The 22,929-nt window shown below is 41.3% G+C and carries 19 protein-coding genes; 11 read left to right on the forward strand and 8 right to left on the reverse strand.

Annotated elements, in window-relative coordinates; genetic code table 11:
• Positions 1–164 precede the first annotated feature (164 nt).
• Positions 165–977, reverse strand: coding sequence for an AraC family transcriptional regulator (locus PSI23_RS11875; protein ID WP_273555293.1), 813 nt, complete (start codon positions 975–977; stop codon positions 165–167).
• Between the two features lie 122 nt (positions 978–1,099).
• Between PSI23_RS11875 and PSI23_RS11880 the strand changes: the two genes are divergently transcribed.
• On the forward strand, positions 1,100–2,239 hold the full coding sequence (locus tag PSI23_RS11880; protein WP_273555294.1) for an MFS transporter: 1,140 nt from the start codon (positions 1,100–1,102) through the stop codon (positions 2,237–2,239).
• 48 nt (positions 2,240–2,287) lie between these two features.
• Here PSI23_RS11880 and PSI23_RS11885 read toward each other — a convergent pair whose 3' ends face one another.
• Together PSI23_RS11885 and PSI23_RS11890 are read right to left on the reverse strand one after the other, a co-directional pair.
• Positions 2,288–3,031, reverse strand: a complete 744-nt coding sequence (locus tag PSI23_RS11885) for a type 2 GTP cyclohydrolase I (RefSeq protein WP_273555295.1) — start codon at positions 3,029–3,031, stop codon at positions 2,288–2,290.
• A 343-nt stretch (positions 3,032–3,374) separates the two neighbouring features.
• A complete protein-coding gene (locus PSI23_RS11890) occupies positions 3,375–3,584 on the reverse strand; it encodes a YbfA family protein (protein ID WP_092518031.1) in 210 nt (69 codons plus the stop codon).
• Between the two features lie 351 nt (positions 3,585–3,935).
• On the opposite strand from PSI23_RS11890, the gene kdpF reads away from it, so the two are divergent.
• Genes kdpF through kdpE form a run of 6 tightly spaced genes read left to right on the forward strand, consistent with a single transcriptional unit; the run spans position 3,936 to position 11,922 of the window.
• On the forward strand, positions 3,936–4,025 hold the full coding sequence (kdpF, locus tag PSI23_RS11895; protein WP_092518039.1) for a K(+)-transporting ATPase subunit F: 90 nt from the start codon (positions 3,936–3,938) through the stop codon (positions 4,023–4,025).
• On the forward strand, positions 4,026–5,720 hold the full coding sequence (kdpA, locus tag PSI23_RS11900; protein WP_273555296.1) for a potassium-transporting ATPase subunit KdpA: 1,695 nt from the start codon (positions 4,026–4,028) through the stop codon (positions 5,718–5,720).
• A gap of 38 nt (positions 5,721–5,758) precedes the next feature.
• Positions 5,759–7,822 (forward strand): potassium-transporting ATPase subunit KdpB, encoded by a 2,064-nt coding sequence (gene kdpB, locus PSI23_RS11905; protein ID WP_273555297.1) that lies wholly within the window; start codon positions 5,759–5,761, stop codon positions 7,820–7,822.
• 60 nt (positions 7,823–7,882) lie between these two features.
• Positions 7,883–8,464, forward strand: a complete 582-nt coding sequence (kdpC, locus tag PSI23_RS11910; protein ID WP_273555298.1) for a potassium-transporting ATPase subunit KdpC — start codon at positions 7,883–7,885, stop codon at positions 8,462–8,464.
• A 3-nt stretch (positions 8,465–8,467) separates the two neighbouring features.
• Positions 8,468–11,182, forward strand: coding sequence for a two-component system sensor histidine kinase KdpD (kdpD, locus tag PSI23_RS11915; protein ID WP_273555299.1), 2,715 nt, complete (start codon positions 8,468–8,470; stop codon positions 11,180–11,182).
• Between the two features lie 26 nt (positions 11,183–11,208).
• Positions 11,209–11,922 (forward strand): two-component system response regulator KdpE, encoded by a 714-nt coding sequence (kdpE, locus tag PSI23_RS11920; protein WP_273555317.1) that lies wholly within the window; start codon positions 11,209–11,211, stop codon positions 11,920–11,922.
• A 46-nt stretch (positions 11,923–11,968) separates the two neighbouring features.
• Here the strand turns inward: kdpE and pulA are convergent, their stop codons facing one another.
• From pulA to seqA, 3 genes are all read right to left on the reverse strand, one after another.
• Positions 11,969–14,818: a pullulanase-type alpha-1,6-glucosidase gene (gene pulA / locus PSI23_RS11925; RefSeq protein WP_273555300.1), complete on the reverse strand. Its 2,850-nt coding sequence runs from the start codon at positions 14,816–14,818 to the stop codon at positions 11,969–11,971.
• A 399-nt stretch (positions 14,819–15,217) separates the two neighbouring features.
• On the reverse strand, positions 15,218–16,858 hold the full coding sequence (pgm, locus tag PSI23_RS11930) for a phosphoglucomutase (alpha-D-glucose-1,6-bisphosphate-dependent) (protein WP_273555301.1): 1,641 nt from the start codon (positions 16,856–16,858) through the stop codon (positions 15,218–15,220).
• Positions 16,859–16,975: 117 nt separating this feature from the next.
• Positions 16,976–17,509, reverse strand: a complete 534-nt coding sequence (seqA, locus tag PSI23_RS11935; RefSeq protein ID WP_273555302.1) for a replication initiation negative regulator SeqA — start codon at positions 17,507–17,509, stop codon at positions 16,976–16,978.
• A 267-nt stretch (positions 17,510–17,776) separates the two neighbouring features.
• Here seqA and ybfF point away from each other — a divergent pair, with 267 nt between their 5' ends.
• Together ybfF and PSI23_RS11945 are read left to right on the forward strand one after the other, a co-directional pair.
• Positions 17,777–18,556, forward strand: a complete 780-nt coding sequence (gene ybfF, locus PSI23_RS11940) for an esterase (protein ID WP_273555303.1) — start codon at positions 17,777–17,779, stop codon at positions 18,554–18,556.
• Positions 18,557–18,825: 269 nt separating this feature from the next.
• Positions 18,826–19,560 carry a class I SAM-dependent DNA methyltransferase gene (locus PSI23_RS11945; protein WP_273555304.1) on the forward strand — a complete coding sequence of 245 codons (735 nt, stop codon included), beginning with the start codon at positions 18,826–18,828 and terminating at the stop codon, positions 19,558–19,560.
• A gap of 56 nt (positions 19,561–19,616) precedes the next feature.
• On the opposite strand, the gene PSI23_RS11950 is transcribed toward PSI23_RS11945, so the two are convergent.
• Both PSI23_RS11950 and PSI23_RS11955 read right to left on the reverse strand, forming a co-directional pair.
• Entirely contained in the window at positions 19,617–19,928 is a 312-nt protein-coding gene (locus PSI23_RS11950; RefSeq protein ID WP_273555305.1) for a hypothetical protein, read from the reverse strand.
• 88 nt (positions 19,929–20,016) lie between these two features.
• The gene (locus tag PSI23_RS11955) at positions 20,017–20,301 is read right to left on the reverse strand and encodes a hypothetical protein (protein WP_273555306.1); all 285 of its coding nucleotides are present in this window, start codon (positions 20,299–20,301) and stop codon (positions 20,017–20,019) included.
• A gap of 554 nt (positions 20,302–20,855) precedes the next feature.
• Between PSI23_RS11955 and PSI23_RS11960 the strand changes: the two genes are divergently transcribed.
• Both PSI23_RS11960 and PSI23_RS11965 read left to right on the forward strand, forming a co-directional pair.
• Complete coding sequence (locus tag PSI23_RS11960; protein WP_273555307.1) at positions 20,856–22,016, forward strand: alpha/beta fold hydrolase; 1,161 nt, start codon at positions 20,856–20,858, stop codon at positions 22,014–22,016.
• Between the two features lie 684 nt (positions 22,017–22,700).
• Complete coding sequence (locus PSI23_RS11965; protein ID WP_273555308.1) at positions 22,701–22,919, forward strand: hypothetical protein; 219 nt, start codon at positions 22,701–22,703, stop codon at positions 22,917–22,919.
• Positions 22,920–22,929 lie beyond the last annotated feature (10 nt).

The following is a 22,929-nucleotide window of genomic DNA, read 5'->3' on the forward strand; positions in this document are numbered from 1 at the left end:
CACCTCTCATATCAGTTTTACCCTGATATCAGGGGTGTAGTTTTTTATGGTTCGATATCAACTAATTGTTTTAAAACTAGTTTTAATAACGAAAAGAATATACAAGCAGTAGGAATTCAAGCGATAGCGATGTATTTACCTTGATGGAGTACGCACAAATGCCTTTATCTCTCTGAACCCGCCATATATTCCCTTGGCGGCCTCCCCATAGCTTTGCGGAAAAACGTCACAAACGCACTATCATTGGCAAAACCGAGTTCCTGTGCAACATAGGACAAAGTTTTGTTCTGTGCCAGCAACTCTATTGCCTTTACCAATCGCCATTGCTGTCGCCATTGTTGGTAATTCATTCCTGTTTCACGCTGAAATATCCGGGTAATCGTTTTCTCGCTGGCGCCAATATAAGTTGCTAATACGTTCAACGATGGCGGCAATTGCTCAAATGATAAACGTGCTAAACGCCGATCAGACGGCAACTGTAATAAAGTCGGTTCCCTACGTGCCTCACGGATTTCATCAAAAAAGACTGCCAACAAATTTTTCCCTTTTCCCTGATACCAATCAGAGTCGAAAGAAGATATAGCTATACGCTCCAAAAGCGCCTGCAACAGTGGCGTGGCTTCCAACACTTCACTTTGTGTCGAAATTAACGCTATTCCAGAAACATTCGGATAGTGAGCGTTCAAATAATGAGTATCAAAATAAATAGAGCGGTAGCCTACCGAGCCACGCATTTCTGCCCGATGCTGTGTTTTCGGAGGTATCCATGCCATTCTGGTTGGCGGCAGAATAGAGAGCTGATTTGCCAATGTAATCTTGATACAGCCCCGTTTGGTAAATAACAATTGTCCCATATCATGCTGATGAAAACCTGAATCGTGTTGTCCCATCTCTGCTGCGATCCCTACCACTGGCACATTCAAGCTATCATTCAAACTATCAGGATCAAAATGATCACTTTGTTGCAGCCACGCCATGTTACTCCCCCTAATTCAATGTCTGATTAAATAAATAATTTGTCTTTATTATCATAAAAAGACAGCAATCAGAATGCTAACCTTTCGAGCCATTACTCACTTATTTATCAGAAGAAAAAATCATGCAAACTAAACCATCACTTTGGCTCGCCATTGCCTTGATGATGTTTCCGCAAATCGTAGAAACCATCTATAGTCCTGCATTAACCAATATCGCCGATGGATTTTCGGTTAGCTCAGAGCAAGCCGCTCAAACATTATCACTCTACTTCTTTGCTTTTGCCCTCGGTGTTGTCGTCTGGGGGTGCATGTGTGATGTGATTGGCAGACGTCCGACTATCATTGCCGGCCTGTCACTCTATGGCCTCGCTTCCCTGCTGGCATTGTTGACACAACAATTCTGGTTACTACTCGTTGCCAGAATGTTGTCTGCTTTCGGCGCAGCAGTTGGCTCTGTCGGTACACAAACTATTATGCGTGATACTTATCGTGGAGAAGAATTGGCGTGCGTCTTTTCTATCATGGGTATTGCCTTAGCTGCCAGCCCTGCCATTGGTATGCTTAGCGGCTCAACATTAAACTATTTTTCTGGCTATAAAGCAGTCTTTTCCGGGCTAACCATTTTGGCGATTATCCTGACTGGTTGGTCTATCGCTCGGCTACCAGAAACTCGACCAATTAACGTGACAAAAGTGTCTTTATTCAGCACTGCAATAATGATGCTCAAAGATATCTCAATTTGGCGAAATGCGTTTTTAATCGCATTTTTCAATATTTGTTTGTTCAGTTACTACCAATTAGCACCATTCCGTTTTGAACAATTGGGAATATCACAGGAAACATTTGGTTATACTGGCTTGTTAATGACTTTCGGGGCTGGGCTAGGCTCTTTATTAAACAAATACCTATTAAAACAACAATGGATATCTGCCAAATTAGTCACACTCGCTTCATTGATTAGCCTACTGAGTGGAAGCGGTGTATACCTGCTCGAAAATAGCTGGTTCTTTATTTTTCCAATGTTGGGGATCGTCATCGCTTATGGACTGGCTATTCCGAATATTCTGGCTTCTGCATTAACCAACTATTCAGAGCGATTGGGCACTGCTGGTGCTTTACTAGGATTGTTTTACTATTTACTACTGGGCCTTGGTTTGGCATTGGCAGGCTGGAGTCAAGCATTGGGTTGTGTACTGATTTTTTGTGGGATCAGCATGATTGTTTTGTCCCTTGTTCAAACATCCCTTTTTAAACAAAGATAAAAAGCCCCCAGCGCCCAAAATGGAAATAAAATCTGGGGGCTATATAGATTAAGCCGGATTAGGAATATCGATGAAAGTCACATCCAACCCATAATTATTCACCAGCCATTCGCCAAGCGCTTTGATACCATAGCGCTCAGTTGCATGATGCCCTGCCGCAAAAAAATGCAGTCCCATTTCACGGGCAACATGGATAGTCTTTTCTGATACTTCTCCCGTCACAAAGGCATCAACACCAAATTCAGCCGCCTGTTCAATAAAGCTTTGGCCGCCGCCTGTACACCATGCCAGTGTGCGGATTTCTTCGGGCGCATTATCGCCACAATACAAAACTTTTCTCTCCAGATTTTTTTCAAGGCGTTCAGTCAATTCTGCTGGCGTAATAGGCTGATCAAAAGCACCATGAGGAAGAAGAGTATCAATTTCACCTATAACCTTCACACCCATCTGACGTGCCAATTGGACATTGTTGCCCAAAGCGGGATGGGCATCTAACGGGAGATGATAGCCATACAGGTTGATATCATTGCAGAGTAGTGTTTGCAAACGACGGCGTTTCATGCCACGGATAACAGGAGATTCATTCTTCCAAAAATATCCATGATGGACGATGACAGCATCCGCTTCAAGGCGAATGGCTTCATCCAATAATGCCTGACAAGCTGTCACGCCAGTAACCACCCGCTGAACATGGGAACGACCTTCCACCTGTAATCCATTGGGGGCATAGTCTTGAAATTCACGGACTCTCAATTCCGTATTGAGCACATGCTCCAATTCAATATTGTTCATCGCATTCCCCTTGTCACTTAGCCTTTTATTCACCATAAAATACATACCTGCTATGAATTAAGTCAATTCACTCGCCAAATTGCCTATGCCCGTCATCTTCCAAGCCAGACTCGAAATAGATTGGATATAAAAATCTTGGGTTATAAATGTACGCCTTAATTACATACAAAACAAAACACCTCACCAGCATAAACCGGCAAGGTGTCAAAAACGATATTCAAAGTGCTGTATTCAAGGTGCTGTATTCAAAGTGCTGTATTCAAAATACTCGCTCAGGCAGAAAAAACCAAGAATGGAAACCTGAGAGACGGGAAAGGTCATTAAGCTCCGTCATAATGCTGTTCTAGCGATTTCGAGTACCTGAAGCTATTTCTAAACATTCCAGCCACACTGGCTTATCACTGGTTTTTATCCATACTTTATGCAGATAGCTATAAAAACGGGCCCGATCTCGACGAAACAGCATGACAGGAAGCGCAATGACGCCCAATGATACAGCGCCAATACGCCGCAAGAGAATCTGGTGCAAAGAGTATTCACGATATATAGACATTGATATCCTCCTCATGGGCATATCCTGTAAGATGCATAAAATTTTATCTGATAAAGTGAAAATTTACTACTCATCCGACCACTTTTTTAGTGGTATAAATCACCTTTTTTTTCTAGTTGCGTAATTTAATTACAAAACCATACTTAAAAAGAAACAAAACAAACAATTTCAAAACAAACAATTAACCATAAATTGTTTGCTACACTTGCCTTAATAATACTTTGTCGATGAATTCCTCAGGTTATTTATACTTTTTTTACGCTTTCAGGAACTCTTTTAACAACTTATTTGTATGGTCATTCCTATGCTGTAACCGGCTATTTCTTAAAGAAATAAGCAAGGAGATAAACCATGAATATATACCTAATCCTTGGCATTTTTCTGGTGACGCTATTACTGGGCTATCTAATTTATGCGTTGATGAATGCGGAGGATTTCTAAATGGCAGCATCAGCTTTTTTACTGATTGCCAGCTTCTTGCTCATACTGGTTCTATTGAGCAAGCCTCTTGGCAATCTGATCGCCAGGCTCATCGAAGGAGAATTGCCTCGCTGGCTGACAAAAACAGAAATCATTCTATGGCGTTGTTGTGGCCTGCAAAAACCCGGTCACGATGTCAAAGAAATGAACTGGTGGCAATATGCACTTACGATCTTCATATTTAATATAGCGGGGCTATTGCTACTGTTTACCCTGCTGATCGGCCAAGGTCACTTACCATTGAATCCACAACATTTTGCTGGTATGAAATGGGATCTGGCACTGAATACTGCAATCAGTTTTATTACTAATACTAATTGGCAGGCTTATAGCGGAGAGAATACCCTCAGTTACCTGAGCCAAATGGCCGGATTGACTGTTCAGAATTTTCTGTCTGCGGCAACTGGCATTTCTGTGGCTTTTGCCCTGATGCGGGCGTTTTCTCGTCAAAACACGAAAACCGTGGGAAATGCGTGGATTGACATCACACGTATTACTTTATATCTTTTACTTCCGCTTGCGATCATCCTTGCTTTGTTCTTTGTCAGTCAAGGCGTTATCCAAAATTTTTCTTCCTATGTACTCACCCACTCGCTTGAAGGACAACAACAATTAATTCCTATGGGACCAGTTGCTTCTCAAGAGGCCATAAAACTTCTGGGCACCAATGGAGGAGGATTTTTTGGAGCAAACTCAGCCCACCCATTTGAAAATCCAACTTCACTCAGTAACTTTGTCCAAGTTCTGGCTATTTTCTTGATCCCCTGTTCATTATGTTTCGCATTCGGTCTGGTTGTCGGAGACAATCGCCAGGGATATGCTTTGCTCTGGGCAATGAGCATTGTTTTCATTATTGCCGCCAGTATAGTGATGTATGCCGAAACCACAGATAACCCTCATCTCATACAGTCCAATATCAGTAACCACTTTTTTAATATGGAAGGAAAGGAATCCCGCTTTGGTATTCTCGCCTCTTCCCTCTTTGGCGTTGTGACGACAGCCGCTTCCTGTGGTGCCGTAAATGCAATGCATGATTCCTTTACTCCACTGGGCGGCATGATACCGCTCTGGTTGATGCAGATTGGTGAAGTCATATTCGGTGGGGCAGGCTCTGGTCTTTATGGCATATTACTGTTCGTCCTGCTTGCCGTATTTATTGCAGGTTTGATGATTGGCCGGGCACCAGAATACTTAGGTAAAAAAATTGATATCCATGACATGAAAATGGTCGCACTGGCGATTTTAGTTACCCCTTCGCTTGTTTTATTAGGAACCTCTCTGGCTATTTCAATCGATGCAGGTCGCAGCGCTATTGAAAATCCCGGCGCTCACGGCTTCACTGAAGTACTTTATGCTTTTTCATCCGCAGCCAATAACAACGGCAGTGCCTTTGCCGGACTAAATGCCAACAGCGTCTTTTATAACCTGCTGTTGGGGATAACCATGTTTCTTGGACGTTTTGGCATCATTCTGCCTGTTCTGGCCATCGCTGGTTCCATGGTTAACAAAAAACGCCAGCCTATTAGCAGTGGCACTTTACCGACCCACGGTTCCCTCTTTATTGGATTATTAATTCTGGTCATTTTACTGATTGGTGCTCTCACATTTATCCCTGCTCTGGCTCTTGGCCCTATCGCAGAACACCTACAACTTTGACCGTGAAAGTATGAGATAAAAAGAGTGTGAGGTAAAATATGAAAAATAAACCACAAGTATTATTTGAACCCACTTTGATTCGCCAGGCACTTATCGACTCGTTAAAAAAATGCCATCCGGCTCGACAATGGCGCAATCCGGTCATGTTCGTTGTTTATGTGGGAAGTTGCCTGACTACCGCATTATGGATTGGCATATTAATGGGACAATTAACGGGCAACATGCTATTTACCGGAGCCATTGCTCTCTGGTTATGGATTACCGTACTGTTTGCCAACTTTGCAGAAGCACTAGCGGAAGGACGTAGCAAAGCCCAAGCATCCAGCCTGAAAAGCATAAAAAAAACCAGTTGGGCGATCAAACTGGCATCATCCAGCCGTGAAGCCGTAAAAGAAAAAGTCACTTCTGACACTTTGCGTAAAGGGGACATCGTGCTGGTGGAGGCGGGAGAAACTATTCCTTGTGATGGTGAAATCCTTGAAGGAGGGGCTTCCGTTGATGAAAGCGCCATTACAGGGGAATCTGCGCCGGTTATCCGCGAATCAGGGGGCGATTTTTCCTCTGTCACTGGAGGTACGCGAGTTTTATCAGATTGGCTAATCATCGAATGTACAGTCAATCCGGGCGAAACCTTTTTAGACAGAATGATTTCAATGGTTGAAGGAGCTAAGCGACGTAAAACACCAAATGAAATAGCCCTCACTATTTTGCTTACTGCACTAACCATTATTTTCTTGCTGGTCTGTGTAAGCCTACTGCCTTTTTCCTTGTTCAGCGTCCAAGCCAATCACTCTGGTGCGCCCATTACACTCACTGTATTGATTGCCTTACTGGTTTGCCTGATCCCCACTACCATTGGCGGATTACTGTCAGCCATTGGTGTTGCCGGTATGAGCCGTATGTTGGGAGCCAATGTCATCGCCACCAGTGGGCGTGCTATTGAAGCGGCTGGAGATGTGGATGTTCTGCTACTCGATAAAACTGGCACGATTACACTCGGAAACCGTCAGGCATCTCAATTTTTACCTGCGCCGGGCGTAACAGAGCGACAGTTAGCTGATGCTGCTCAACTCTCTTCGTTTGCAGATGAAACACCGGAAGGGCGCAGCATCGTCATCTTGGCAAAACAACGTTTCAATATGCGTGAACGAGATCTGCGAGAATTAAAAGCCACATTCATTCCTTTCTCTGCCATGACACGCATGAGCGGAGTCAATATTGATAATCGCATGATCCGCAAAGGCGCTGTCGATGCCATTCGTCGCTATATTGAAGCCAACCACAGCCATTTCCCTGATGTGATTGATCATTTGGTACAGCAAGTCGCATATAAAGGAGGAACCCCATTGGTTGTTGCTGAAAATCAGCGGGTCTTGGGAGTTGTCGCCTTAAAAGATATTGTGAAAGGCGGGATTAAAGAACGCTTCACTGAAATGCGTAAAATGGGAATCAAGACCGTCATGATTACAGGTGACAATCACCTGACTGCTGCAGCCATTGCAGCCGAAGCTGGGGTTGATGATTTTCTGGCAGAAGCCACTCCCGAAGCGAAACTCGCCCTGATCCGCCAATACCAGTCCGAAGGGCGTCTGGTTGCCATGACTGGCGATGGTACAAACGATGCACCAGCGCTGGCACAAGCAGATGTTGCCGTTGCTATGAATTCAGGTACACAGGCAGCAAAAGAAGCAGGCAATATGGTTGACTTGGATTCCAACCCTACCAAGTTGATTGAAGTTGTACATATTGGCAAACAGATGTTAATGACCCGCGGTGCTTTGACAACATTCAGCATTGCCAATGATATTGCTAAATATTTCGCCATCATTCCCGCCGCTTTTTCAGTTACATATCCACAACTTAATGCGTTGAACATCATGCACCTTCATTCTCCGGAATCTGCGGTACTGTCTGCTGTTATCTTCAATGCGATAATCATAATCTTTCTGCTGCCATTAGCGCTAAAAGGCGTCAGTTACCGCCCAATGAACGCATTGTCACTCTTGCGCCGAAACCTATGGATATACGGCCTTGGCGGTTTGCTTGTACCTTTTATCGGTATTAAGCTCATTGATATATTGCTCACAACCTTAATTTTTTAACTGACGATCTTTAATTAATCTGCATTTAAATAATCAGGCCTTCAAATAAGGTGATGAAAAATGATCTGGTTACGTTCTTCCATTGTTCTGCTGACATTTCTTAGCTTAATCACTGGCATCGCCTATCCATTACTGGTGACGGGAATATCAGAATTTTTATTTCCTCATCAAGCCAAAGGATCGCTAATAGAGCAGAATGGCAAATTCGTGGGCTCTGAATTAATTGGTCAAAATTTTACTAAACCCATCTATTTTCATGGCCGGCCCTCCATGACAGCCGAGAAACCGTACAACACCCTGTCATCAGGGGGCAGTAATCTCGCTGTGACCAATCCTGAACTGAAAAACAAAATAGACCAAAACATTATCCGGGTAAGTTTATTCAATCATCCGCAAAAATATTCGATCCCCGTTGATTTAATCATGGCATCCGGTAGCGGACTCGATCCCCATATATCCCCAGAAGCCGCTGAATTTCAGGCACCACGTGTAGCGATAGCCCGTAACATGCCACTCGGAGTCATTCATAAACTCATCAAGCAGCATATTCAACATCCCCTGCTGGAATATATGGGAAGGCCTATAGTCAATGTACTGGAGCTGAATCTGGCGTTGGATAACCTAAACCCACAAGGCAAATAAGATATGGTGCAAAACGAGCCAAAACGCCCCGACCCTGATGACTTACTGATACTGGCAAACAAAAAACCACGTGGCAAACTAAAAATATTTTTCGGGGCTTGTGCGGGTGTCGGTAAAACTTACGCCATGCTGCAAGAAGCTCAGCGGTTGCTGGCACAAGGGTTAGATGTCATTGTCGGCGTTGTTGAAACCCATGATCGACAAGAAACCGCAGCCCTACTGAAAGGCTTGCCCCAATTACCAACAAAATATTTCCGCTATCATCAACGCAGGACAGCGGCATTTGATATTGATGCTGCCCTTGCCCGCCATCCGGCTATTATTCTGATGGACGAACTGGCATTCAGTAACCCTGAAGGTTGCCGCCATCCGAAACGTTGGCAAGATGTAGAAGAATTACTGGAAGCCGGCATTGATGTACTGACTACCATCAATGTGCAGCATTTGGAAAGTTTGAATGATGTTGTCGGTGGTATTACCGGTATTCGTGTTCGGGAAACCATTCCCGACCATATATTTGATCAGGCCGATGATGTCGTTCTGGTTGATTTGCCTCCTGATGATCTGCGTCAGCGGCTCAATGATGGCAAGGTTTATATTTCAAGTCAGGCCGAGCGTGTCATTGAACATTTTTTTCGCAAAGGAAATCTGATTGCCCTGCGTGAATTGGCACTACGTTGCACGGCAGATCGCGTAGATGAGCAAATGCGCGCTTTTCGTGATACCCGGGGAAAAGAACCCGTATGGCATACGCGAGAAAATTTGTTGCTGTGTATTGGCTATAATGCAGGCAATGAAAAACTGATTCGGAAAGCCGCTCGCTTGGCAGCAAAGCTCAATTGCATCTGGCATGCTGTTTATGTTGAAACTCCCAAACTACACCAATTGCCAGAAAGCAAACGACGTACTATTTTGCAAGCCTTGAAACTGGCCCAAGATTTGGGGGCTGAAACCGCAACACTCTCTGACTCTTATGAAGAAAACGCAATCCTGCACTATGCCAGAGAACATAATTTAGGGAAAATCCTTATCGGCCGCTATTACAACTCCCATTCAAATTTCTTTGGCTTTAAATGGCGCAGTGATTTTTCAGAACGACTGGGAAAACTCGGCCCTGATTTAGATCTGATTATTGTTGCGTTAGAAGATAAAAAACGCGGGGACAAAGAGCCAAAAGATAACCGAACATTCTATGACAAATGGCGAGTCCCGACTCAGGGCTTTTTGATGGCAATAGTACTCTGTGCCCTCATTACTCTTTTTTCCCGGGCTTTTTTACTAACTCTTGATAAAGCCAACTTAGTGACACTCTACATGCTTGGCGTTGTCATCATCGCCCTGTTTTATGGTCGTTGGCCATCCGTCTTTGCTGCTTTCATCAATGTCATTAGTTTCGACATTTTCTTTGTCCAGCCACACTGGTCATTGGCAGTCAAAGATATGCAATATTTGCTTACACTGACTGTAATGCTGATTGTCGGGGCTGTTGTCGGAAACCTCACCGCAGGCATACGCTATCAAGCCAGAGTAGCCCGTTATCGCGAACAGCGCACACGACACCTATATGAAATAACTCGCAAATTGAGCAAGGCCCTGAACGAAGAAGACGTAGCCCGTATCAGCTATCACTTTCTATCCAATAGTTTTCAGGCAAAAACGGGGTTACTGCTGCCAGATAGTGACCATCATTTATATCAAGTGAAATCCAGCAATGGTGGTCAAATGCAAATTGACGAAGCGATTGCCAAATGGTGTTTTGATAAAAAACAACCTGCTGGGGCAGGCACTGACACATTACCGGGAGTACCTTACCAATTATTGCCGATCGCCACACCCTCGCAGGTCTTTGCCGTTCTTGCCATTGAATCTCCTAACCCGCGCCAATTATTGATACCGGAACAACAACGGTTATTACAAACTTTCACAGGTCTTATCGCCAACGCACTAGAGCGGTTACACCTTGCCCGCAGAGCAGAATCCGCCAAACTGGAAACCGAGCGGGAGCAATTGCGTAATTCATTGTTGGCAGCTCTATCCCACGATTTACGCACTCCGTTGACCGTACTATTCGGGCAGTCAGAAATACTGATGTTGGATTTATCCGCAGAAAATTCGCCACATATACAAAAAGTTAACCAAATTCGCCAGCAAATCCTCAGTACTTCACGGCTGGTCAATAACCTGCTTGATATGGCACGGCTCCAATCAGGTGGCATTCAGCTCAATCTTGAATGGTCTTCACTAGAAGAAATTGTCGGCAGTGCCTTGCGTTCTCTGGAATATACCCTCAATCGCTACACAGTAGAGCTTTCCTTGCCCAACGATTTATTACTACATTGTGATGCCGCCTTATTGGAACGTGTTTTTCTCAATCTGCTGGAAAACGCCATTAAATACACCAATGAACAGACTTCCTTGGGCATACAAGCCACCATCGAGAAAAAAACCGATCAAAAACAGGTGCATATTGAAGTCTGGGATACGGGAACAGGAATACCATCAGGGCAAGAAAAACTTATTTTTGATAAATTCTCCCGCGCCAGCAAAGAATCCGCCATACCCGGTGTCGGGCTAGGATTGGCGATCTGCCGATCCATTATTGAAATCCACGGTGGAAAGATATGGGCGGCTAACAATAAAAAAGGTGGAGCTAGTTTTCATTTTCTTCTACCGTTGGAAAATCCACCAAAAATTGAAAATGCTCTCGAGGATATGTGAGTACCACTAACGTGAATACAGCTAATATCAGTACGATCAAAAACAGTAAAATCTTAATTATTGAAGATGAAAAAGAGATCCGACGTTTTGTTCGGCTGGCATTAGAAGGTGAAAATTGGCAGATTTTTGAATGTGATACATTAAAACGAGGTTTAATTGAAGCCGCAACCCGCAAACCTGATTTATTGATCCTTGATCTGGGATTACCCGATGGTAACGGAATTGATTTAATCCAAGATATTCGCCAGTGGAGCGATATCCCAATCATCGTACTTTCAGCCCGTGACAGCGAACAAGATAAAGTCACGGCATTGGATTACGGTGCTGACGATTATCTCAGCAAACCTTTTGGCATCAACGAACTGATCGCCAGAGTTCGTGTTGCACTACGCCGCTCATCCAAAGCCAATCAATCTGATCCCGTGATACATTTTTCAGATATCCAAGTAGATTTGGTCAATCGTCGGGTTTTGAAAGGTCACAATGAGCTTCATTTAACGCCAGTTCATTTAACACCAATAGAGTACCGCCTATTGACTGAATTGCTCGCTAACCGTGGCAAGGTACTGACTCAACGCTATTTGCTCAACTATGTCTGGGGGCCAAATTACGTCGAACATAACCATTATCTGAGGATTTATATGGGACATCTGCGACAAAAACTAGAAACCGATCCCGCTCGTCCTAAGCATTTACTGACAGAAACAGGAATCGGTTATCGGTTTATGCCTGACGAGTGAATAAAATATTCAAGCTCAGGATGATCAAACAATTTGCCTGATTGCGTTATTTCCTGCGAACAGGCAAACCTGTTCCACGAATCCCTTCTTGTGGCAGAACCAATATGGCTGCCGACCATGCAGGCATTATTACCTCGCCATTTTCTATTATTCTCACCCCCGCTGCCAAAGATGCCTTACCCAATTCACGTTGAATATCATTTAATTTCAACCCGTTGATATTAAGATCTTTGACAGTCACAGACCAAGGTGCGGCATTAATAGCGACGACCAAGCCATCAAACCGCCAATCACGATCACTCTGGGTCATATTGCCATCATCAATCGTCATTATCAGTAAACCCATTTGCTGGTGAGGGCCAATATTGACAAAATCGACACGTTGCCTGATAGCAGCACCATCACCAAGAGTCATCAATGGTGAAAATTGACGTAACCGCAATAGCTCCTGATAAAATGCCATCATCTGTAATAATTCATTTTGGCCTGGTTTTTTAACCTGATTCTTCACCCGATGGATCAATGGGTAATTCTTGCCATCATTTCTGTATTCGGGTAGCCCTACATCATAATTATTGTCTTTATAGCCATAGCTAACACGATTAAACCAATCACCAGCGTCATAGGAATCGCGGGTAAAGGATTTTGAACGCAATAATTCTGAACCCTGTTGATCGAAAGCCAAGCTTTGTCCAAGAAATACCGTAGCAAGAGAGATTGCCTGCATACGAACCCTCATCATCAGGCTCGCTTCATGGGCAGCTTTATAGCTGATAATGTCCCACAATGTTTGATTATCGTGCTTGGATACATAATTCAGCACCTCAACCGGATCTGACGCATAACCCGCAGCAGCCCCCTTGTAATCAATTTCTCTGCCTGTTTTCACTGCCCCATCTTTATCGATCATGACAAAATCAGCCAAATTGCCAGCCATGCCAATACGTACCAAATCCCACAAATGACGAACGTTATCCGCATCTAACCTGGAAATTTCATTAGGCAATATTTCAGCACCATTGCCTACTCCCTGATTACTACGAATACTATCGGCTATATCAAATGGCCCACCGCCACGTACCGCATCCCGTAGCCTGTCAGAGAACGTACCAATGCCTGTTCCCTTAAGATTGAGCTGAGAAGCGGTTTCGAATCGATCATCCTGCCCGGAATTCCATCCCTCTCCGAAAAAGTAGATCGATGGGTTAATGGCCCGTACTTTTTCCAGTGCCGACAGAATTTGTGCTTTAGGGTGATAACCCATTAAATCGAACCGAAACGCATCTATCTTATAATCTTTAACCCACGTCACTAGTGAATCTTCGATCAATTTGGCAAACATGCGACGTTCCGGCGCAGTGTCAGAACAACAGGTATTATTTTCAACCTTGCCTGTTATTTCATCCAGACGATGGTAATACCAAGGCACGATCTTATCCAATACCGATGTCCTAGATATCGGGCCTGCCGCATCAGTATGGTTATAGGCAACATCCATGATCACATTCATGCCCAATTGCTGCTTGATAGCCTGTACCATGGCACGAAACTCTTTTATACGACCGGAACCTTCCGGATTAGTGGCATAAGAGCCTTCTGGCACTGAATAGTGAAATGGATCGTAACCCCAGTTATAGGAATCCGTTTTTGCCACTATTGTATTTAGTTCTTGCACCTGCGGATTATTGATATTGTCATCACGTTGCAAGTGTTGCAAAACCTCCAGCACGGTCAATGAACTATGGCAATAATCGGCAAAACGACTATTCTTCACCATCGGATTGATTTGACACAGGCGACTAAAAGGGTGTTCAAGATCAGCCACCTGCTGGCTAAATTCGTTAACAGAAGCAATATCAAATACAGGCAGCAACTCCATATGAGTCATTCCCGCCTGACTCAACGCCTCAAGATGCTTGAACATATCGCTGTTATTGTCAGTCAGCGCCAGATACTTACCCCGCCAAACTTCTGGTATCGTACTGTCTGCAACGGAAAGATCACGGATATGCGTTTCATAGATAGTCATACGTGCAATATCCGTCGGTGTATTTTGTGAGTGCGGGGCTGACAGGTGATCCCAGTTTTGGGGCTTCAGGGATTCATCATCCAGATTAACGACCTGACTATATTCCGAATTAGTAGACAGGCTATAAGAATAGGGATCAGTAACCTCATAGCGTTCCACATTACGAAATTGCGGGTGGTAAACCTGCAAATCATAGCGGTAATAAGCGCCAATCAATTCCTTACCGCCTTGCCATGACCAAGAACCACTCGCTGCGTCACGTTTCATTGTGTGATTGGCGATAACCTGTTTATTTTGATTATAAATAACCAGACTAACCTTTTGTGCCGTGGGTGCCCACAACCTGAAAATCACGCCCTTATTACCTATCCGCGCCCCATATTCCAATTTATCAGCCGCATCAGAGAAACGATCATCCAGCACACCAGCCGTCTGTACTTGGGTTGCCGATAGGAACAAACCTTGCTTATTGGCCGACAAAATCACCAAATCTCCGGTCAGCAGTCGATCAATATCCACATTTTCAGGCAAACGGAAAGCCGGCCACTTTGCCAGATGAGGGAACTTTTTTGCTGTTTCCTGACTTAAAATCGTCGGTGTGAGTGTCAAATAGCTATCAGTAAAATAGCCTTGGTCATTGGCCTCTACCTTATTATTTTGGTTGTAATATAGACGAACAATAAATTTACCTTCACCACCTGACCATGTTTTATTGTCTGACCACGTTTTATTGTCTGACCACAATAACGTCTGTCTATCAACCCAGTGCGCGGAAGCTTGAGAAATTACGGGTTCAAAATCAGCAATTCCTGTACGGTGGAGATAGATGTGTTGACTATCTGATACCTGATCCAAGCTATGTACCATCACTTTCTCCTGATTTTTCAACAAGTCAGTTTTATTTGGAACGCAATGTGTAAGTAATGAAATCAATAACCCGCAGCCTAAAATAAGGTAAATCTTTCTCCAAAAGTCAGATTTCATAGTCAAACCCTTTTAATGAAAGATAACAGTAATCCTTTAACTTTTAATAAAAATAAAAACAGTGATTAAATAGGGGAATAAGCATTCTTACCTCATCCTTTTACTAATAAAAATGGGGAGGAGAATAAAGGAGGAATTATTTTTTGATGTATACCCTATAGATTTCAAGTTGTAGCACGGCAACAGGCTTCATCACTAGAATCATTATCAGAACCATAAAAACAAAAAAGTCGCAGCAATTGCTACGACTTTTATTTTCCTAATCAGAAACAAAGGACTCAATTAACCAGCAGAAAATACCTGATTAACGATTTCCTGTGCTTCTTGCTCAATTTTTTCCCGATGCTCTGCACCGAGGAAACTTTCGCAATAGATTTTATAGGCCTCTTCCGTGCCAGAAGGGCGGGCGGCAAACCAGCCATTGTCACTCATCACTTTCAAGCCACCAATGGAAGCGCCATTACCCGATGCGGTTGTCAGGCGAGCGGTAATCGGATCGCCTGCCAATACATCGGCCTTGACCATTTCTGGTGACAGTTTGGACAACAATGCTTTTTGCTGATGAGTAGCCGGAGCCTGAATACGACTATAGCTTGGCGTGCCAAATCTGGCTGCCAGTTTGTCGTAACGTTGCTGTGGGTTCTCACCGGTAATTGCAGTCATTTCAGCAGCCAACAAGCAAAGGATGATGCCATCTTTATCGGTTGACCACGGAGTGCCATCAAAACGCAGGAAAGATGCACCAGCACTTTCTTCTCCACCAAAGCCCAACTCACCTTTATACAATCCATCCACAAACCATTTAAAACCGACCGGAACTTCCACTAATTCACGTCCCAGATCAGCTACAACACGGTCAATCATAGCGCTGGAAACCAGTGTTTTACCCACGGCGATATTTTCAGGCCATTGAGGACGGTGACGGAATAGGTAATCCACAGCCGTTGCCAAATAATGGTTAGGATTCATCAAACCTATTGGTGTAATAATCCCATGACGGTCATAATCAGGATCATTGGCAAAGGCCAAATCAAATTTACCACGCAGCTCCAACAACCCCGCCATTGCCCAACGAGACGAACAATCCATGCGGATCACACCGTCATGATCCAGTGTCATAAAACGGAATGTCTGATCGATCTTATCATTAACCAGTGTCAGATCGAGATTGTAATATTCCCCAATCCGCTGCCAGTAAGCAATCCCGGAACCGCCCAACGGATCGATACCAATTTTCAAACCGGCTTGCTGGATCGCTGCCATATCCACAACTTTACCCAGTGCAGTAACATAAGGATCAATCAAATCTTGCGGATGTAGACATTCACTTTTTAATGCCAGTTCATAAGGCTGGCGCTTGATCCCGTTAAGATCGTTCGCCAGTAATTCATTGGCGCGTTGTTCAATAATTGCAGTCAGATCAGTATCGGCAGGCCCGCCGTTGGGGGGATTATATTTAATGCCGCCATCTTCTGGCGGATTGTGGGATGGCGTGATCACGATCCCATCTGCCAGACTTTTTCCCTGACAGTTGTGGCATAAGATGGCATGAGAAATGGCAGGAGTCGGGGTGAATCCATTCTTTTCCTGCACAATCACATCCACGCCATTTGCCGTTAATACCTCCAATACAGAGATAAATGCCGCTTCTGAAAGCGCATGGGTGTCTTTACCCACATAGCATGGCCCGGTAATCCCGTGTTGCGAACGAACTTCGACAATAGCCTGAGAAATAGCCAAAATATGCAATTCGTTGAAACTATTGCGTCCAGAACTACCACGATGACCAGAAGTGCCAAATTTGACTTTATGCGCTGGATTTTCAGGATGTGGTTGTAAGGTGTAATACTGTGAAGTGAGTTGGGCAACATTAATTAAATCATGCTGCTGGGCGAGCTGCCCTGCTCTTGGATGAATTGCCACTTTAGTATTTCTCCTGGGAGACTGCACTGGCGATAAGCCAGTACAGTATAAATAAGTCAAACGATTAGATTAGTAGGGTAACTAGCTGAATTTCGCTAACTTAAGAAGTTCATTAAATTAAATCGTGCCACACACTTTCTCAACCAAATTTGCCGGAAACTTCATATCTTGCATAACATGTTCAATCATGCTGCGTTTACGGTCAGTATTAGTATTGGTGATCACCCAAAAAGGCGTACCGGGGATATGACGAGGCTTAGTTTGCTTGCCGCTGGCTAATAAAGTGTGTTCATCACCCGCGAAATAGGTACGGGTACGACCGTGCATCGCTTCTGTTGTTTTAGAAAAACTCTCGCTGTTCAGGCTATATAGTGTAGACAGGATCAGCATAAAGCGCTCAACAGCTTTTTTCTTTTCAGCGTACTCATCAGAAAGCAATAATTCACGAATAACGCGGACAGCATCACGGGAACGAGCAACCGGAACTTTAACAACAGGTGCAGGATCGTTGGCAGACTCTGTAATTTGTACTGGCTGCCCGGCGTCCAATTTCAATATGCGCCGTAAAATATCAGATGCACTTTCACCGATATGCAGAGTTTGGCTTGCAATAAAGCGGTAAAGGTCTTCATCAACTTCTATCGTTTTCATTTCTATCCAGTACTGTTCTTAATGAAAAATTATCTTGGGATTATAAGATATAATACCAAAAAACAAAACAATTAAACTTTCAACAACTTAAAGTGATTTTTTTAAATTGAGAATCATTAGAAAAGCGACTTCCCTCTAAAATAAATCAATCAGTTACAACTATTTTATCCCATTTTCATCCCATTGAGTTTGTCACTGTTCACATGTCATGATATTAAACATATCAATATTAAACATTATATAAATGGTATTAAATTCAGGCAAATCATGAAGTCAAATAGTCAATTAAATTATCATTTCCACACTCCGGAAAATCCACAATCTTCAACTCCTATTGTCTTGATTCATGGGCTTTTTGGAGATTTAAACAATTTGGGAGTATTGGGGCGTGATTTACAACAACATTATCCGGTGATTCAAATTGATGTACGTAACCATGGTATTTCACCACGTATGGAAAACATGGATTACAGCAATATGGCGCAGGATGTCCTGATGCTCCTCAATGAGCTAAATATATCCAACGCCAATATTATCGGGCATTCAATGGGAGGCAAAATCGCCATGACCATGACAGCCGTTGCACCAGAACGCATCGAAAAAATCGTGGTGATTGACATGGCTCCCGTTGCTTACCCAGTTCGCCGCCATGACAGCATTTTTGCAGCACTGAATAAAGTTACAGCAGCCGGTGTACAAACCCGACAAGCTGCAACAGATATTATGCACCAAGATATTCGGGAAGAAGGTGTTATTCAATTTTTACTGAAATCGTTCCGCCAAGGGGAATGGAAATTCAACCTGCCCGTTTTGCAAAGTGAATACGAAAAAATTATCGGTTGGGAAACTATTCCTGCATGGAATAAACCTGCCCTGTTTATTCGTGGGGGAAATTCAGATTATATTATTGAAGAATATAGAGAAGATATTATCAGCCAATTCCCACAAGCAACAGCTTGGGTTGTAGCAGGTTGTGGTCATTGGGTTCACGCAGAAAAACCTGAAGCTGTACTCAGGGCAATTCATCGCTTTTTAGAAACAAAATAATTCTGCTATCAACCCACATTTAGTGGGTTGATAAAAACAGGGCATACCCAATATTATTATCAAAAAATTAATTCCTCTTAAAAATAATCCCATCTTTATTTCTTATACTTAATCAAAATGCAAGGCCAATATAAAAATAATTATATCTAATTCATTACTGGCATCCTAATATATGCAAAGAAAAAATAATCAGTAAACATTACACTAATACTAAATAATATATTCCATCGACAAATAGAACATTTTGACTTTAATTAAGGAAAAAAATAATGAACGATAATATCTTATATAATCCTATTGCACATCTTTACGAGAGTTTTTCAGACTCAACTCCTCATATCGAGGTAGAAATTAGAACAATCCTCAATCTAGCCGGTGATATACAAGGAAAATCAGTGTTAGATTTAGCATGTGGATATGGTCTTTTTAGTCGGAAATTCAAAAATCTTGGTGCTTCAAAAGTTGTTGGTGTCGATATATCAGACAAAATGATAGAAATTGCCAGAAATAAATCGCAACAATACAATGATGATATAGAATTTCATATAAGAAATGTCTGCGAGATGGAATCATTTGGGAAATTTGATCTAATAGTTGCAGCCTGGTTATTCTGCCATGCAGAATCGCTTGAAGATCTTACAACAATGTTTCGTGTAGTTGCAGATCACCTTAAGCCTTCCGGTAAACTCGTAGCTTATACATTTGAACCTGATTATCGATTGGAAAAAGGGAACTATGAAAACTATAAAATAAAGGTTCTGAGTGAAGAACCAGTGAAAGACACAGTCCTCTTACAGGCTGAATTTCTTACTACTCCGCTCAGTCCTTTTACGATGTATCGTTGGAGCCGTGAACAGTATGCAGATGCAATCAATAAGGCAGGTTTGCAATTTGAATGGCATAAGCCAATGTTGTTAGAGAGTGATATTAAAAGCCATCCTCCAGGTTTTTGGGATGATTATCAACGCAACTGTCTTGATACAGCTCTTGTTTGTCAATTCTAACAAAAATAATCCCCCTGAGTTATGGGGGATTATTTCATTAAATATTTTTATTATGCTTATTCTCTAATTAATCCTATACTGTCTATATAAGTTGTTCCTTCATGTACATGTATTACTAACTTCACTTGTTTGTTATTTACCAATGCTAATTCTAAGACCGTCAACATCTGGTTACCCGGACTTGAACTTATACCATAAGTTAACAGTGCATTCTCAAGTAGTTTATGACCATAATCATCACTTATTTCAACAGTTACATTACTGGAAACAGGAGATGCTACATGAAGATTAGAAACATACCCAGAGACTGTAGATTGGTTTTGTTGTATTTCAATATCATTATTAGAATCCAATTTATTTTTTTGCATAATTAACCTCATTTAATATAATTTTTTATTAATATCATTTAAATCACATAAAATAAAGTTGTGAAAACAGTAAAATACCTTTCCATTATTACTTATATATAGCTACAGATTTTATAGCCTTACCTTCCCCAAATACTCTCACTTTTTTCTTATAGATAATAGACAACTCTAAAACCGTTAGTAGTTGTTCTCCAATGCTTTCATTTATATCATAATACAAATGAGCATCATAAATTGCTGACCTATCACCTATTACAGTAACAGTTATATTATTTATACTATATGGTACATCTAAAAAACTAACATCACCTTCCACTGTAAATGAATTATTTTCTGTCCCAACATCATTAGAATCCACTGTGTTTTTATGCATATTAAACCTCGCTCAATATTACATATATATTAACGGAGTAAAACAGGATTTATCATAAATAAAATGACAGCAGCATTAATATATAGAAAAACCATTCGAACAACATGAAATTATCGCCTCAATATTCATTATATAACAATATAAATTACCGCCCTTATTTGTTCTTGTATTTATATTTTACATGCACCCAATTATGTTATTAATATGTTAACAAGTGTTAATAGGTGTTAATTTTAAACCAAATTAAAAACATGTTATTAATATATTGTTAATAATGTAAACTATTCTAATTATTCTGGTATTTATTGATTTAATTCATCATTCAAAACCAGCTCACATCTCCTTGTAGTTAACATTAAAACTTACTGAAATCGTTTTATTTTTCAACAGATATCGGTATCTAACCGAGATTAGCTGCTATCTCCACCATCCAATTGATAACAATAGTGATAGTTGCAATTAGTTATTTTTTGATCAAGAATGGTTTGTACTAAACTTATAGTGGTTAATAAAGGCTTGCCAATTAAGTAAACTCAATAATAATAGGAAATAATATGACAATGTCATCACTACAAAGTCAAAATCGCAAATCAAATGACACTGAAAATGAGGTATTGAAAATATGTAAAGAAGTTTTACTCGTAGAATCGATGGACATTAAAGATGACTTCTTTAGTCTTGGTGCTGATTCTATTTCCTTAGTTGAAATACAGATTTTTATTGAGCAATATTTAGAAAAGAAAATAGATTGGAGTGATGTACTCAGATTCAGAAATGTTGAATCTCTTGCGGCTTTTATTGACTCAACTCACCGCCTTCCACCTCAAGACAAGAGGAAAATTGAATGGCGTGGAGTCAAATATGCTTTCCGTGTTATTGGTGATATTAATACTGATGCTACAGCCCAAAAATCAAAAACCGCAGTACCAAAGCTGATTATAGCTGGCGGTTTTCAAGATATGTATTCTTTACCACATCTTGAATATCTCCTTAAAGATGACGGCCCTCTAATCATGGTTGACTTACCGGGAACTGGGTCTGCGGACAATATACCAGACAATGAGAGTTTTGAATTTCTTGCCGAATGTACCCGACATGTTTTAGATGAGCTTTCTTTGCAAACGATAAACCTTATTGGTATTTCTTACGGTGGCTCCACTGCTCTGGAATTTTCTTATCGATGGCCTGAAAGAATCAATAAAGCTGTATTAATTGGCGTGGCATTAACTCAACCACCTCATATTCAAGACAGATTAAATACTGCGTTACAATTACTCAGTGAGGGAAAATATGATGAATCTATCGAGAAAATTATTTCAAGTATTCTTTGCCTTGAACCTGGTACTGACATATTAGGAAAAGATACTACATATAGACTACTAAAAACGACACTACAGGAATCAACGCGACAACAAGGAGAACGATATAAGGGTCTCCAAACGCGTCTTTTGAACCAAAATAAATACGAGAAAGCTGACAACTTCAACAAACCCACTTTATTTACAACTGGTGAATACGATATCATTACACCACCTGAAAATGTAAGATATTGCGCTTCTATTTTTCCAAACTCAACATTCACCACCATCAAAAAATCGGATCACCTCGTTATGGTAGAACGCCCAGATGTGCTGGCTGATCTTCTTATTCGTTTTTTCAATGGAAAAGACTTTACTAATACTAATTACTTGAATGAAATTGAATTGGTTAATTAACTATTCAGTAAAAATCCATCTATAAAAAATAAATCAGGTTAATATACTCTTTTACATTAAAACTAATCGGGTGATATGTTGAATTTTTCCATATGTTACCCGGTATTCGGAAAAAATATAGTTCAGCCTTATTATAGAGCGATACTTCCCTATATACCTTAGAAAATTCTTCCATCTACCATTGTCACCTGAGTTCTCTGTTAGAATTAAAAGTAGAATGTATATACAAACAACAATCCTTTGAATGCATAACCTAAAAACGCCCTCTCTCTGAATCAAATCAGACTCAATCATTAGATAATTTTGGCAAATATTGCCAGTAAGCTATCTTATCTAAAATCATCTTTTAAATTGTAGCTTTCCTCATAAACATCAGAAAATAACTTCCTATTACTTTGAATAACTATAAATTCATTAACATTATATTTATCCGAAATCATTTTATTAATAATTTCTTTTAGAGACTTATCCTTTTCTATTGTTAGAGAGAATAATTTATGAACTTTTACACTTCCCAAATATTCAATCATATATTTATTATTAGCATAGAAATAATCTATTTTATTTTTATAAAAATTTAATTTTATTTGCTATCCAAACTCATTAATCTGCGCACTTGTTTGTATTGTTCTATGAATCGATGCAACAAAAAAGTTAGTGCAGAAGACAATGCTAAAATAGTTAATGGCATTTGTAATACATCCAAGTACAACGGGGAAAGCTATAGCAAGCCAAAAAAGACCTTGTTTATGTAAACCTCTTTCATCTGAACGAAGCTTCCCTTTTATTAAAAAAATAAAAAAACAATTAAAAAAGAAAAAATTAATAAAATACGAAATTAAAGCAAAAATGAAAAAAATGGCCCACCATCGTGAGCCATTTTTCATTAATAAAAAGATTTAACTAAAAACCC

Source organism: Xenorhabdus yunnanensis (assembly GCF_028598805.1).
In the GTDB taxonomy this organism is placed as follows: Bacteria; Pseudomonadota; Gammaproteobacteria; order Enterobacterales; family Enterobacteriaceae; genus Xenorhabdus; species Xenorhabdus yunnanensis.

Bases quoted from the DNA above. Each gene is read 5' to 3' on its own strand.
- PSI23_RS11880 (WP_273555294.1), top strand. From the start codon at position 1,100: ATGCAAACTAAACCATCACTTTGGCTCGCCATTGCCTTGATGATGTTT.
- PSI23_RS11950 (WP_273555305.1), bottom strand. From the start codon at position 19,928: ATGCAAAAAAATAAATTGGATTCTAATAATGATATTGAAATACAACAA.
- ybfF (WP_273555303.1), top strand. From the start codon at position 17,777: ATGAAGTCAAATAGTCAATTAAATTATCATTTCCACACTCCGGAAAAT.
- PSI23_RS11945 (WP_273555304.1), top strand. From the start codon at position 18,826: ATGAACGATAATATCTTATATAATCCTATTGCACATCTTTACGAGAGT.
- seqA (WP_273555302.1), bottom strand. From the start codon at position 17,509: ATGAAAACGATAGAAGTTGATGAAGACCTTTACCGCTTTATTGCAAGC.
- PSI23_RS11875 (WP_273555293.1), bottom strand. From the start codon at position 977: ATGGCGTGGCTGCAACAAAGTGATCATTTTGATCCTGATAGTTTGAAT.
- PSI23_RS11890 (WP_092518031.1), bottom strand. From the start codon at position 3,584: ATGTCTATATATCGTGAATACTCTTTGCACCAGATTCTCTTGCGGCGT.
- kdpD (WP_273555299.1), top strand. From the start codon at position 8,468: ATGGTGCAAAACGAGCCAAAACGCCCCGACCCTGATGACTTACTGATA.
- kdpC (WP_273555298.1), top strand. From the start codon at position 7,883: ATGATCTGGTTACGTTCTTCCATTGTTCTGCTGACATTTCTTAGCTTA.
- kdpB (WP_273555297.1), top strand. From the start codon at position 5,759: ATGAAAAATAAACCACAAGTATTATTTGAACCCACTTTGATTCGCCAG.
- PSI23_RS11885 (WP_273555295.1), bottom strand. From the start codon at position 3,031: ATGAACAATATTGAATTGGAGCATGTGCTCAATACGGAATTGAGAGTC.
- kdpF (WP_092518039.1), top strand. From the start codon at position 3,936: ATGAATATATACCTAATCCTTGGCATTTTTCTGGTGACGCTATTACTG.
- PSI23_RS11965 (WP_273555308.1), top strand. From the start codon at position 22,701: ATGGCATTTGTAATACATCCAAGTACAACGGGGAAAGCTATAGCAAGC.
- PSI23_RS11960 (WP_273555307.1), top strand. From the start codon at position 20,856: ATGACAATGTCATCACTACAAAGTCAAAATCGCAAATCAAATGACACT.
- PSI23_RS11955 (WP_273555306.1), bottom strand. From the start codon at position 20,301: ATGCATAAAAACACAGTGGATTCTAATGATGTTGGGACAGAAAATAAT.
- kdpA (WP_273555296.1), top strand. From the start codon at position 4,026: ATGGCAGCATCAGCTTTTTTACTGATTGCCAGCTTCTTGCTCATACTG.
- pulA (WP_273555300.1), bottom strand. From the start codon at position 14,818: ATGGTACATAGCTTGGATCAGGTATCAGATAGTCAACACATCTATCTC.